Raw genomic sequence first — 13,053 nt, 5'->3', positions numbered from 1 at the left:
GGTGTAAAATATAGATTTGTTTTATGCTATATTATTTTGATGATTATTATATTTCTCATCACTAGCATCATAGATCTTTCTTATTATATATAGAGGTCTTTGTTTGGTTTCAATAAATATTCTTCCTATATATTGACCTAGCATACCAATTCCGATCATTTGTAGGCCGCTAAAAAATAATAAGAAAGTTATTATAGAGGGATATCCTGGGACATTGACACCAAAAAGTATAGACTTAAAGACGATAAATGAGCCATATAAAAAACCTGATATGGCAATTATAACCCCTAAGTATGACCATACTTCTAAAGGTGTTTTACTAAAGCTAGTGATTCCATCTATAGAGAATTTAAATAATTTCCAATAATTCCATTTTGTTTTGCCTGCGGCACGATCTTCTCTTGCATGATAGATAATTTTTTCTTTAAAACCTATCCAGCTAAGTAGTCCTTTATTAAATCTAACTTTTTCTTTTAACTCTAGAAAGGCATTAATAGCAGCACGATTTAATAATCTATAATCTCCAGCATTTGGAGTGAGTTTAGTATCATCACTGATTTTGTTAATTAATTTATAAAAGACCCCAGCTGACCTCTTTTTCATTAAAGAATCAGTATCTCTATTTTCTCTTACAGCTGTTACAACTTCATATCCTTCTAGCCAATAATGTACCATTTCTAATATTAACTCTGGAGGATCTTGTAGGTCCGCATCTATAGATATAGCTGCATCACCATTACAGTTCGCAAAACCTGCATATAAAGCTGACTCTTTACCAAAGTTTCTAGATAAATCAATTATCTTAATTTGAGGTATAGATTTTTGTTTTTCTATTAGTAGCTCTAAAGTATTGTCTGTACTACCATCGTTTACAAAAACCAATTCATAGTTAGTTGGTAATTCATCTAATATTGGTAGAAGTCTTGAGAATAATATATCTAAACCTTCAGATTCTTCCTTTACGGGGATTATAATGCTTGTTAAAAATTTCTTTTCTGCCATAAGACAAAGAGATTTAATTTTCTTTATATTAGTAACTTTATATTCTATTCTGTAGGAAATCCACTAATCTTTAAATTCATTAATATAATTTTTACTGTTATAATCATAGATTACATAAGATTGTTTGATAACAAGTTTAAAAATGTCTAAACCTTTAGCGTTTAAGAAAGTAGCTATAATTGGAAAACATTACAAAAAGACAGTAAGTGAAATGATCGAAAGTCTATATCATAAACTGACAAAACTTGGTTTTATTGTAACAATTGAAAAAGAATCTGCGGAAGATTTAAGTATTAAAGTAGAAAGTGTGATGACTTTAGAAGAAATTGCACTAACTAAAGATGTTGCAATTATCATAGGAGGCGATGGAAACTTCCTCCAAGCTTCTAGAAAAATGTCTATATACAATAACATTCCTGTGATAGGCGTAAATAAGGGCAAGCTTGGTTTTCTAACTACAATAAACTCTGATGAAGAAAGCATAGATAAAGAGTTGATACCTATTTTGAATGGTGAAAATAGTAGTGCTAATATGTTTATGCTTAAGAGTGTTGTAGATAATAGACATAATGTATCTCCTGAAAAATCTGTAGCCTTAAATGAAATAGCTATTACTGCTGGCAGTGGTAGGATGTTTGGCTTAAAAGTTTTTATAGATGGATGGTTTGCATTTGACCAAAGAGGAGATGGTTTAATTATAGCTACTCCAACAGGCTCTACTGCTCATGCTATGTCTGCTGGTGGACCTATATTGAATCCAAATCAAAATAGCATCGTTATAGTTCCTATCTGTTCACATTCATTAAATAGCAGACCTTTAGTTATATCTTCTGAGAGTAGGGTAGACATAATTGTTACTAGATATAATGATCCTTCTCCTGTATTAAGCATAGATGGGCGAAATGAAATAATACTAAAACCTAGACAAAAAGTTACAATTACTAAATCTCAGAAGAAAGTAAAAGTGCTACATACTAAAAGATATAACTATTATGATACTTTGAGAAATAAGTTAGGTTGGAGCAAAGTTTTATTTTAATTGGTTAAGATATAAATAATTCAATTAAAATAATTATCGAAAAAATAGAAATAAAACATCCAGAAACAAATTCAATTTTTTTAAGCTGCTTAAAGAAGGTACCTCTTAACTTATCATTTCCAAAAAATATAGCTACTATCATAAACCATAGTACAGTTATTAAAGCTATCATTAGCCAGATTGCTAAAATTCCAGTGTTTGAAAGCTCTTCAACTAAGCTTAGCATTGAGCTAAAAAATATAATAGCTTTGACGTTCGCAAGATTTGTAAATGCTCCCATTAAAAATACTTTTTTCTTAGTAATGTTGTTAAGGTTTTGAAGATTATTTACATGGGTTTTAGAATTTGAGCTAGAATCATCTTTTGAAAATACATTTTTGAAAAGATTTATCGCAATATATATTAAGTAACTTACACCAATTAAGATTATTATTTTAAATAACCATGGTTGTTGGTGTTGTAAAAATGAACCAAGCCAATAAGTGATAAAGCTGTTTAATAAAATTCCTAGACCAATGCCTAAAGCAGTAATGGTGCCATGGCGATATCCATATTTAATTGAGTTGCTAATAGTTACAAAAAAATCCGGCCCAGGTAGTATTAGACAGCTTATATGCAAAACTATGATTGATAGAAAAATTAGCATTATATTTGTCCCTCCAGATTTTTTATATTTATACTGTAGCCTCGTTCGAAATTACTATAAAATATTAGCATTAAGATTAGGTACTCAATGTATATAAATGTCTGAGCAAAAGCAAGAGAATTTGAGGCAGGTTAAAAGCTTTGTTAGAAGAACTGGAAGAGTTACTAAAAAGCAGCAAAGCGCCCTAGATAACTTTTCTGAGAAGTATATGCTTCTTTATGATGCAAATAATAAAATTAATTTTAAAAAAATCTTCAATAATGATAATGATGTTATTCTAGAGATTGGTTTTGGTATGGGATTCAGCCTTGTACAAATGGCTTTAGAAAGCCCTAGCAAAAATTATTTTGGGATAGAGGTTCATAAGGCTGGTGTAGGTAATATTATTCATGAAATTGAAGAGAATAAAATTTCGAATCTGTTGATTATGAATCATGATGCTATAGAGGTATTTAAAAACAATTTAAAAGATGGCAGTTTATCAGGAATACAGATATATTTCCCTGACCCATGGCATAAGACTAAACATAATAAAAGAAGGCTTGTGAATAAAGTGAATCTAGAATTATTTGCGTCTAAAATAAAAGTAGGGGGAGTCTTACATTTCGCAAGTGACTGGCTACCATATGCAAAAGAGGTATTAAAACTTTTAGAAGCAGATGAAAGCTTTGAAAATATGTATGAAGGATTTGCACCAAGACCTGAGTGGCGTCCTTTGACAAAGTTTGAGAAAAGAGGTCAAAACTTAGAACATCCTATATCGGATATTTTATTTAAAAGAATTTAAGGAAATATTTTGAAGATCGCAAGATATAAAAAAGGTTTTATAAGTATATCTGATTATGATAGTAAATTACATTTTAATAATGTTTATTGTCCGGACTGTGGAAAAGCTAAGGTTAAATTAGTTCGAAAAGCTAATTCTAATCCATATTTTATGTTTGTAGATGGAGAGGGGGAGCATGATGAGCTGTGCCCTTATTTTGAGCAAGCCATAAAAGAAGATGTTATAAAGAGCCTCCTTGATAGTGAATCAAAAAAAGATATGAGTAAACTAAATTTTCTTGTGAATTCTAATTTAGAAAGGTCTATAAATCTACTATCAAAACTAGAGAATGATGGTGATCTGAATTATGAAAATATCTTAGATTTGATGCCTAAGAAAAGACAGTTTTTGGCAGAGAAAAGGATAAGAGAATATAAAAAACAGAATATTCAATCTATCAACGCAGAAGAGTTAGGATCATATTTAGAAGAGATAAAAAATAAATATGTTGTTGTATACGGTACGGCGGGTATTTCTATATCTGATATTGAAGATAGTAAGAAAATAGTTTTTAAAATAAATAAAGACTCGAGATTCTCTATTTTTTTAGCACCACAAAAAGCAAAATATTTAAAATATAATGGTGGTATTAGAGCCAAATTTGCAGTATTTGGTAAAATAAAAGTTAGTGGAGAACATGTAAATATTGAAGTACGTTCAACTAGAGACTTGGTTATTAAAGAGTGATTGAGCTATGAATATTATGATAAGAAAAGAACAGCTTAAAGATCAGGAAGAAATATATGGCGTGATTGGTCAAGCTTTTGATAGTGATGATGAAGTAAAGTTAGTTAGGCTACTACATTCTAGGCATCATGGAGTTATCTCATTAGTGGCAGAGTTAGAAGGAAGAGTGGTTGGTCATATAATTCTTTCAGAAATGTCATGTGATGATGTTGATAATATAAAAATATTTGGACTTGGACCTATGGCAGTTTTGCCAGAGTATCAACATAAAGGAATAGGAACAAGATTAGTCAAATCGGCTATTCAATTGGCTATGGAATATAAAATAGATGCTATTTTTGTATTAGGTCATCATAACTATTATCCAAAATTTGGCTTTCACTCTACAGAGGAGTATAAAATACTAAGTGAATATGATGTTCCTGCAGAAGTATTTATGGTATTTGATATAACAAATAAGCTAGAGGTATTAGAAAATAAAACAGTTAAATACGCAGAAGAATTTAGTAAAGTATTTTAACTTGTTTTTAACCATCCTGTAATGCTTAAGCGCTTACCGGATAATACGGGAAGAACTTCATGTTCTATTGTTTTACTATCAAATATAATTATTTTTCCATTGGTAGGAGAAATTTCTTTAGTTCCATCCTTTAAATAAAGTTTAAGTTCGCCACCATTATTTATTGTCCAGTTTTTATTTAAATAACAAACAATAGATATAACTCTTCGATCATCATTTTGGAAAGTATCTATATGTTTTTTATAAAAAGTTCCTGTAGGATAGATAGCGTAATGAAACTCTTTTGAAATAATTCCAGCAAAGCATGTTTTGTTTAAATAATTAACAAAATCATTTGTTTTAAGAAAAAAAGCATTGGCATATTTAGTTTCATCTAACCAAAAGATAAAGTCTCCTCTGATGCTCTTCTCTATAGTTTCAGAGAGTCTATTACCTACTGCAGATTTTCTGAATTTATCTTCTTTATTTAAGGTGGCTAGTTCTTTTCTTAACAAATCTGTTTCATCATTTTCTAGCCAGTTTTCAACAATCGAATACCCATTATTTAAGTATTCAGAGATGATTCTTTCATAAAAAGGATTTAAAGAAGTATTGATCTTTTGATACATCAAAAATATATGTGATGTTATAGTGATAGGATTATATAGTAAAAACTATGGTAAATAATATTTTATGAACTGGAAAAATAATCTTTTAGATATATTTAGATATTTTTTAAAACAAATAACTCGAGCTTTAAATGGTATGTTTTTTCTAAATATATATTCTGAAAAAACTGAACGTATTTCTTTTTCATAATCAAATCGTCTTGTTTTATAGAATGATTTTGGTTTTTTTGCTGAGCTTAAACCTCCTCTTCTATGCTTTATTAATGGTGTTTCAATAATTTTTAATTTTTTATTTTTTAGCAGAGCTTCTATTAAAAATGGAACATCTTCAAGATAACGACGTTTATTAAAAGAAAAAAAGTTTATTTCTTCTAGTGTTCTTTTTGAAATAAAAAAGGTTGGAGAAATGATAAAGTATTTTTTTAAGATTTGGATGATTTGTTCTTTTGAAGACATTTCATTAAATTTTTCTATATTTTCTATAGAAGGAAGAGTTTCATTTAAGAAGATTCCATCCTTATCTACAATAAGTGCTTGGCTTGCGATTATATCAACATTATCAGATATGTGTGAAACGTAAGTTGATATACAATTTTCTAAGAGAATATCATCCCCAGCGATAAATTTTATCCAATCATATTTACAGTTTCTATAAGCATCATCCATATTTTTGACAATACCTAAATTTTTTTCTCTTTTAATAAAATTAACACTATCAAAAGCTTCATTATTTTGGGTTAACCACTCATTTATAATATTAGTAGTATCATCAGTAGAACAGTCATCAGAAATAATAAGTTCTATATTTTGGGGATCATAATCTTGAGTTAAAATACTATTTAAAGTATCTAAGATTGTGTCAGAAGAGTTGTAACATATTACAGGCACAGAAATTTTTTGTATCATAGGTAGAAAAAAATTAATAACATAATTATTTATAATTTTAGAGTATTTTATGCTTTTTTGATATTCTTATTAAAGAGCAACTTTGAAAGGTTTGTAATTACTTATGAAAGGAATAATATTGGCAGGTGGTAGTGGCACTCGTTTATATCCATTAACCTTAGGTGTCAGTAAACAGCTTCTTCCTGTTTATGATAAACCGTTATTATATTATCCATTATCTATACTTATGTTAGCAGGTATTAGAGAAATATTAGTTATTTCTACAGATAGAGACATTCCGCTTATTAAGCAGCTTTTAGGTGATGGTTCTCAGTTTGGTATAGAATTGAGCTATAAGGTTCAGCCCTCACCAGATGGGCTGGCTCAAGCATTTCTTCTAGGAGAGGATTTCTTAGATGGTGATTCTGCATGTCTTATTTTGGGTGATAATATTTATTATGGTCAAGGTATGACAAATATGTTAACAAGGGCGAGGGAGCAATGTGATAATAATGGTGGGGCGTGCGTGTTTGGTTATTATGTTAATGATCCACATCGTTATGGTATTGTTGAGTTTGATGAGAATAAGCAAGTGATATCAGTTGAAGAGAAACCACAAAATCCAAAATCGCATTATGCAATTACAGGTTTATATTTTTATGATAAAACGGTTGTTAAAAAAGCAAAGCAAGTAAAACCTTCCGCTAGAGGTGAGCTTGAGATAACGACACTTAACGAAATGTATTTAAAAGAAAATGGTTTAAATGTTGAGCTTTTAGGGCGTGGTTTTGCATGGTTAGATGCAGGGACTCATGACTCATTAATGGAAGCATCAGAATATGTGGCAACTATAGAGAAAAGACAAGGATTAAAGATTGCTTGTCTTGAAGAGGTCGCGTGGCGCAAAGGTTTTATAAGTGATAAGCAGGTTTTAGAACAGGCTGAAAAATTATCAAAAACAGAATATGGAAAATATTTGAAGGATTTGATTAAAAATGAAGGTAATTAATACAGAGATAGATGATGTAAAAATTATTGAGCCACAAATATTTGGTGATTCTAGAGGCTTTTTCTATGAGAGTTTCTCTGAAAAAAAATTTCAAGAAGCTATTGGTACTAAATTAAGATTTGTCCAAGATAATTTTTCTCGATCAAGAAAGAATGTATTAAGGGGTCTTCATCATCAAACAGAAAATACACAAGGCAAGCTTGTATCTGTATTAGATGGTGAAGTTTTCGACGTTGCTGTAGATATTCGCGTAGGTTCACCTACATTTGGTAAAAGTGTTGGCGTATTATTGTCAGCAGAAAATAGAAGACAATTGTGGGTGCCACCAGGATTTGCCCATGGTTTTTTAGTGTTGAGTGAAAGTGTTGATTTTATTTATAAATGTACAGATTATTATAATCCAAAAGCAGAGCTTTGCATAAAATGGGATGATGTTGATTTAGATATAGCTTGGCCTATTAAGGAAAATCTAACAATTTCTGACAAAGATATAAATTTAGCTAAAACGTTTAAAAAGGCTTTTGACTTATTGCCAAAATATGGTGACTTTTAAATGAAAGTTCTAATAATTGGAGCTAATGGCCAAGTTGGTAAAAGCCTAGTTGCTTTGTGTCAGCAAAATAATATTAAATATATAGCAACATCAAGACAAGACCTTGATATTTCAAATAAACAAAATATAAAAAGCTATTTCTCAAACTTAGAAGTTGACTTTGTATTAAATGCAACGGCATATACAAATGTTGAATTAGCTGAAGATGAAGTAGAACTTGCTAATATAGTAAATAGTGAAGCTGTCGGTTGGTTAGCCACGGAGTGTAAAGCTAAAAATATACCTTTTATCCATATATCTACAGACTATGTATTTGATGGCTCAAAAGCAGGTATGTATGCAGAAGATGATATTACAAATCCGATAAATGTTTATGGAGCATCTAAGTTAGATGGTGAAAAGCAACTTCAAGAAAACTGGTATAAGAATATAATCTTACGAGTTAGTTGGGTGTTTAGTGAGCATGGCAATAACTTTGTTAAGACAATGCTTAAATTATCAAATTCTCATGAAAAGTTGACTGTGATATCTGATCAATATGGTGCACCAACTTCGGCAAACTCTATTGCTCAAGTCATGTTAGATATTTGTCATTTTATAGAGAAAAATCCAAACTTTGATGCTTGGGGTATATATAACTATACAGATTTCCCAATGACAACATGGCATCAATTTGCGAGCTTTATTATTAGTAAAAATAAACAAGCAAAAACAAAAGAAATACAGCCAATATTAGCAAAAGAATTTAAAACAAAAGCTCAAAGACCACAAAATTCAGCTTTAGATGTAAATAAGATAAAGCTGAATTTTGGTATTAAACAGCAATTATGGTCTGATGAGGTTAATCGAGTTTTTGATATTTTAGAAGGATAATATTATGAGTTATAAAGCAAAAAATATATTAGTAACAGGTGCTGCTGGATTTATTGGAAGCAACTATGTTCGTATGATGCTGTCTAGATATAGTGATGTGAAAATAATTTCTTATGATAAATTAACTTATGCAGGGAATCTTGAAAATCTTAAAAACTTAAGTAATGAATATAATCATATTTTTGTGAAAGGGGATATCTGTGATGAAACCTTGGTATATGAAACATTAAAGAAATATGATATTGATACAATAATACATTTTGCAGCAGAGTCTCATGTAGATAATTCTATTGCTAATCCAAAAGTATTCTTGGAAACAAATGTTATAGGGACTTTTAATCTTTTAAATCAAGCAAAAAAATATTGGTTAGATGAAAAAAAGCTAGATGGAAATAGCTGCCGCTTTCATCATGTATCTACAGATGAGGTTTATGGTACTTTATCTAAAAATGATCCAGCTTTTACAGAAACAAAAGCATATGAGCCAAATTCTCCATATTCAGCCTCAAAGGCAGGTTCTGATCATATAGCTAGAGCTTATGTACATACATATAAGTTGCCTGTGACGATATCGAACTGTTCAAATAATTATGGTCCATACCAGCATCCTGAAAAATTGATTCCAGTAGTTATTAATAGTTGTATTAATCAAAGATCAATACCAGTCTATGGAGATGGTTCAAATATTAGAGATTGGTTATATGTTGAAGACCATTGTGATGCCATTCAAACAGTTGTTGAGAAAGGAGTAGTAGGAGAGGTTTATAATATAGGTGGTATTAATGAGGTTGACAACTTAACCTTGGTAAAAACTATTTGTAGATTAATGGATGAATATAAACCAGAGAATGCCCCACATTCTAAACTAATTACATTTGTTGAGGATAGGAAAGGTCATGATTGGAGATATGCTATAGATAATAGTAAAATCCAGAATGAACTAGGCTGGAAACCATCTCAAGATTTTGAGAAAATGTTTAAAGAAACTATAGAGTTTTATTTATGATAAGAAAAATTGTAAATAAATGGAAAGATAAGCAGAAGAAGAAAGAATTTAAGTTAAAATGGAAGAATAAAAACAGATATAACTTTATTTCTATAGAAACTATACCAAAATATGATCTTAATATACTTTCTAAAGTGAAAATAGGAAACTATTCCTATGGTAGTATAATTGTATATCACTGGGGACATCAAGATGAGTCTTTAAGTATAGGGTCTTTTTGTTCAATAGCAGATGGTGTGAAGTTTGTTTTAGGAGGTAATCATTTCCTTGATACCTTATCAACCTATCCTTTTAAAGTAATGCTAGAGAAAAAGAAGACTGAAGCGTGGACAAAAGGTCAAATAGTTATTGAAGATGATGTATGGATAGGCTTAGATGTTGTGATTCTATCTGGAGTTACTATTGGTAAAGGTAGTGTTATTGGTGCTGGATCAGTTGTTGCAAAAGATATTCCTCCGTATTCAATAGTTGTTGGTAATCCAGCAACTATTGTTAAGAAAAGATTCTCTGAAGAAATAATATCAAAATTAAATGAAATTTCTATAAATGAAATTAAAGAAGAAAAGTTGTTGGAGAATATTGAGCTACTTTATAAAAAGCTTAATCAAGATAATATAAATGATATTATTAGGGAGTTAACTTAGATTATTGCTTTTATCAACTTTTTTGATATATTTCGAAGAAATTATAATGGTAATCATGAAAAAGAAAATTTCTTTTAATGTTGGAACCTCAAACCAATTATTAAAGATAAATACTATACTGTATCCAATAATAATAAGAGCAAGTGATTTAGACATTGTCTTTGGAAGTTCTTTTTTCTGCATGAAAGCGGAAAGAAGCAGTGTAAAAACTATAATCATTCCAAGTAGTCCGTATTGATAAAGACCTTGTATATATTGGTTTTCAGTAGTAGTAAACATATAAGTTTTACTTTCATCCATATCTTTTATCTTACTGGTTTGCTCTTCTACACATTTTTGGACAGGTTTTAATCCACACCCCATAATAAGAAAAGAAGGATCATTTTCAATTATTTTTATTGTGACATAATAGACACTCAACCTTATCCCTGATGATCCAGAGGCTTGATCACTTGTATTTTTAAAAAACTTGATGCTATCTGATATCGCATAATCTATTCCATTTTTAAAAGGTGGAGATAGTGTATAAATAGAGCTGAAAATTGTAATAAATGTAATTACAATAAGAATTACAGTCTTAAAACTATTATGTCTTCTTATTAAAGCAAATGCATAATAAGAAATCAGAATGAATTCAAGTACATAGCCAGTTCTACTTTGGTTGAAACAAAGTTCAATAGCTATTAAATATATTGCCAAAAATATAAAAAACTTATTTTTACTTTTTATGAAAAGATTGATAAGAATTATAGATGATATAGAGCAAGTTATAGCAACTATATATTTAATGGTATATACAATATGAGATGTCATATATGTATATGATCCATCGTATCCTAAAACGAAATACATTATCATAGTAAATGTTGCTAATATAACAGATGAAAAGATAAATGCTGTTATAAGATGTTTTATATAAATAGGGTTTTTATATAACAAATAAAAAGTGTTCCATATTGTGATTATATACGCAAAAGCTACAAAAAAACTTTTGTGAAAACCAATGTAATACATACTGTAAGTGTTACTGATACAAAATATTAAAAATAACATAACTATTATTTGGAGAAAGAAATTCTCCTTTAAGATCTTAATTTTTTCTTTAAAGTTTAGCGAAAATATAAATTGAAAGAAAAAGAGTCTTATTGTAAAGTCAAAAAGTGAGTAGGACATAAAAAGCAAAAAAATATTTACAGCCAATATTGCTATGCAAGTATGTTCAGATAATTTAATGATATTGCAGTATATTTTTTTCAGACCTAACATTTTTAAATTTATAGGGTAAAATACTTGTGGAAGTAATTTTAGCATTAAAGGAACGATTTTTTAAATGAAACTTTCAATAGGTATCTGTTTGGCAACATATAATGGTGAAAAATATTTAGCTGAACAGCTAGATTCTCTTCTTAATCAAAGCCATCAAAATTTCATAATTTATGTTCATGATGATAATTCCTCAGATAATACTGTAAATATTGTAAAAGAGTATGTTTCTAAATTTCCATCTAAATTTGTTTTTTTTGATGATGATATTTCATATAGAGATGCAGGGATTAATTTTTTAGAAATTTTGAAAAGATCAAATAATCATGATTTTTATATGTTTTGTGATCAAGATGATATTTGGTTAGAAGATAAAATATCAAATACTCTAAATAAAATCTTATTGGAAAATTCTAATACAGAGCAATACCCAATTTTATGTCATACAGATTTAGTTATAGTTGATGATTCTTTAAGTAAGATTAATCAATCTTTTATAGCTTCTAGTAATATAGATCCTTATGAGAATAACTATTATAATTATGTAGTATTAGGTAATAATGCTACTGGTTGTACAATGATGTTCAATAATAGCGCCAGGAAAATTATTTTATCAAAAGAATATCCAAGTCATACAAAGAAAATGATGCATGATTACTGGGCTGTACTCTCTGTTTCAAAGATTCCTTCAGCTAAAATATTATTTTTACCTGAGCAAACAATGCTTTATAGGCAGCATGGCAGTAACACTATAGGATTTAAACGCAAAACTATAAAAAGAACGTCTTTACCACTAGCTAGAGCATTAATCGCAACACTTGATCCGTTATTTATTTTTAAAGCGTTAAAAAGAATTAAACAAGTAAATAAATATTACCCATCAAGGATAAGTTTTTGGCAATACCTTTCAATTAGGTTTAAAAATAAATATAAGACTTATCAAAGAAAATAGATTTTAAAGTCTTATAATAAAATCATCTAAATATTCATCTTCCCCAACTTCATATTCAGAAATGGCAATATGCTTAGCTGATTTCTTTAATTTATGCATTTTATCAGTAGAGCCAGTTATTAAATGGTGCCACTCAGGTAACTCCTTTTCTTCAAAAAGCCTTTTGTACCCACAGGTTTCGGGAAGCCATTTATGAGCGTGATTTTTTAACTGCTTATAGGTTAGTTGTATACAATCTTTTACTAGCTTCTTTCTTTCGCTATACATAGCACATTGACAGTTAGAAATATCTAGTAATTTGCAGCTAACACGTGTGTAATGAACTTCATCAGTATCTTCATCTTGTAACTTATTCAGACAGCATAATCCACAACGATCACATATGGATTCCCATTGGGTATTATTCATGTCTTTTAGATCAATTTCTTTCCACCATCTGTGCATAATTAGCTTTTATATGTATAATGTTAGCCTAAACATTTTAATAGTATAATAAATAAGTGGGAAAAGCCACTTTAGTAGAAAATCTAAAAGGTGCAA

The 13,053-nt window shown here is 29.3% G+C and carries 16 protein-coding genes; 10 read left to right on the top strand and 6 right to left on the bottom strand.

Annotated features, from left to right (window positions below; all coding sequences use genetic code 11):
• Window positions 1-21: 21 nt before the first annotated feature.
• Complete coding sequence (locus DNK87_RS03520) at window positions 22-1,002, bottom strand: glycosyltransferase family 2 protein (protein ID WP_119330177.1); 981 nt, start codon at window positions 1,000-1,002, stop codon at window positions 22-24.
• Window positions 1,003-1,144: 142 nt separating this feature from the next.
• On the opposite strand from DNK87_RS03520, the gene DNK87_RS03515 reads away from it, so the two are divergent.
• Window positions 1,145-2,041, top strand: a complete 897-nt coding sequence (locus DNK87_RS03515) for an NAD(+)/NADH kinase (RefSeq protein ID WP_119330178.1) — start codon at window positions 1,145-1,147, stop codon at window positions 2,039-2,041.
• A gap of 4 nt (window positions 2,042-2,045) precedes the next feature.
• Here the strand turns inward: DNK87_RS03515 and DNK87_RS03510 are convergent, their stop codons facing one another.
• On the bottom strand, window positions 2,046-2,687 hold the full coding sequence (locus tag DNK87_RS03510; protein WP_119330179.1) for a LysE family translocator: 642 nt from the start codon (window positions 2,685-2,687) through the stop codon (window positions 2,046-2,048).
• A 97-nt stretch (window positions 2,688-2,784) separates the two neighbouring features.
• Here DNK87_RS03510 and trmB point away from each other — a divergent pair, with 97 nt between their 5' ends.
• From trmB to DNK87_RS03495, 3 genes are read left to right on the top strand one after another with little or no spacing between them, the layout of a single operon-like run.
• Entirely contained in the window at window positions 2,785-3,474 is a 690-nt protein-coding gene (trmB, locus tag DNK87_RS03505) for a tRNA (guanosine(46)-N7)-methyltransferase TrmB (protein WP_119330180.1), read from the top strand.
• A 9-nt stretch (window positions 3,475-3,483) separates the two neighbouring features.
• Window positions 3,484-4,200 carry a hypothetical protein gene (locus tag DNK87_RS03500; protein WP_119330181.1) on the top strand — a complete coding sequence of 239 codons (717 nt, stop codon included), beginning with the start codon at window positions 3,484-3,486 and terminating at the stop codon, window positions 4,198-4,200.
• A 7-nt stretch (window positions 4,201-4,207) separates the two neighbouring features.
• Window positions 4,208-4,720 (top strand): GNAT family N-acetyltransferase, encoded by a 513-nt coding sequence (locus tag DNK87_RS03495; RefSeq protein ID WP_119330182.1) that lies wholly within the window; start codon window positions 4,208-4,210, stop codon window positions 4,718-4,720.
• Here DNK87_RS03495 and DNK87_RS03490 read toward each other — a convergent pair.
• Window positions 4,717-5,328 carry a 2OG-Fe(II) oxygenase gene (locus tag DNK87_RS03490; protein ID WP_119330183.1) on the bottom strand — a complete coding sequence of 204 codons (612 nt, stop codon included), beginning with the start codon at window positions 5,326-5,328 and terminating at the stop codon, window positions 4,717-4,719. The genes DNK87_RS03495 and DNK87_RS03490 overlap by 4 nt on opposite strands.
• A gap of 45 nt (window positions 5,329-5,373) precedes the next feature.
• Window positions 5,374-6,234, bottom strand: a complete 861-nt coding sequence (locus DNK87_RS03485) for a glycosyltransferase family 2 protein (RefSeq protein WP_119330184.1) — start codon at window positions 6,232-6,234, stop codon at window positions 5,374-5,376.
• 103 nt (window positions 6,235-6,337) lie between these two features.
• Between DNK87_RS03485 and rfbA the strand changes: the two genes are divergently transcribed.
• From rfbA to DNK87_RS03460, 5 genes are read left to right on the top strand one after another with little or no spacing between them, the layout of a single operon-like run.
• A complete protein-coding gene (rfbA, locus tag DNK87_RS03480) occupies window positions 6,338-7,222 on the top strand; it encodes a glucose-1-phosphate thymidylyltransferase RfbA (protein WP_119330185.1) in 885 nt (294 codons plus the stop codon).
• Window positions 7,209-7,775 carry a dTDP-4-dehydrorhamnose 3,5-epimerase gene (rfbC, locus tag DNK87_RS03475; RefSeq protein ID WP_119330186.1) on the top strand — a complete coding sequence of 189 codons (567 nt, stop codon included), beginning with the start codon at window positions 7,209-7,211 and terminating at the stop codon, window positions 7,773-7,775. Before rfbA ends, rfbC begins: the two co-directional genes overlap by 14 nt.
• Window positions 7,776-8,648: a dTDP-4-dehydrorhamnose reductase gene (gene rfbD / locus DNK87_RS03470; RefSeq protein ID WP_119330187.1), complete on the top strand. Its 873-nt coding sequence runs from the start codon at window positions 7,776-7,778 to the stop codon at window positions 8,646-8,648. It abuts the gene before it with no gap.
• 4 nt (window positions 8,649-8,652) lie between these two features.
• Window positions 8,653-9,654 carry a dTDP-glucose 4,6-dehydratase gene (rfbB, locus tag DNK87_RS03465; protein WP_119330188.1) on the top strand — a complete coding sequence of 334 codons (1,002 nt, stop codon included), beginning with the start codon at window positions 8,653-8,655 and terminating at the stop codon, window positions 9,652-9,654.
• Window positions 9,651-10,298 carry a CatB-related O-acetyltransferase gene (locus tag DNK87_RS03460; RefSeq protein ID WP_119330189.1) on the top strand — a complete coding sequence of 216 codons (648 nt, stop codon included), beginning with the start codon at window positions 9,651-9,653 and terminating at the stop codon, window positions 10,296-10,298. Before rfbB ends, DNK87_RS03460 begins: the two co-directional genes overlap by 4 nt.
• On the opposite strand, the gene DNK87_RS03455 is transcribed toward DNK87_RS03460, so the two are convergent.
• Complete coding sequence (locus DNK87_RS03455; RefSeq protein ID WP_159240200.1) at window positions 10,290-11,237, bottom strand: O-antigen ligase family protein; 948 nt, start codon at window positions 11,235-11,237, stop codon at window positions 10,290-10,292. The genes DNK87_RS03460 and DNK87_RS03455 overlap by 9 nt on opposite strands.
• 391 nt (window positions 11,238-11,628) lie before the next feature.
• On the opposite strand from DNK87_RS03455, the gene DNK87_RS03450 reads away from it, so the two are divergent.
• Window positions 11,629-12,513 (top strand): glycosyltransferase family 2 protein, encoded by an 885-nt coding sequence (locus DNK87_RS03450; protein ID WP_119330191.1) that lies wholly within the window; start codon window positions 11,629-11,631, stop codon window positions 12,511-12,513.
• A 3-nt stretch (window positions 12,514-12,516) separates the two neighbouring features.
• Here the strand turns inward: DNK87_RS03450 and DNK87_RS03445 are convergent, their stop codons facing one another.
• On the bottom strand, window positions 12,517-12,957 hold the full coding sequence (locus DNK87_RS03445) for a YcgN family cysteine cluster protein (RefSeq protein WP_119330192.1): 441 nt from the start codon (window positions 12,955-12,957) through the stop codon (window positions 12,517-12,519).
• Window positions 12,958-13,053 lie beyond the last annotated feature (96 nt).

Origin of the sequence: Pseudofrancisella aestuarii (assembly GCF_003574475.2) — a bacterium.
GTDB lineage: Bacteria > Pseudomonadota > Gammaproteobacteria > Francisellales > Francisellaceae > Francisella > Francisella aestuarii.
Note: the sequence above shows the minus strand (reverse complement) of the source record. Positions and strands in the feature narration are given on the sequence as shown.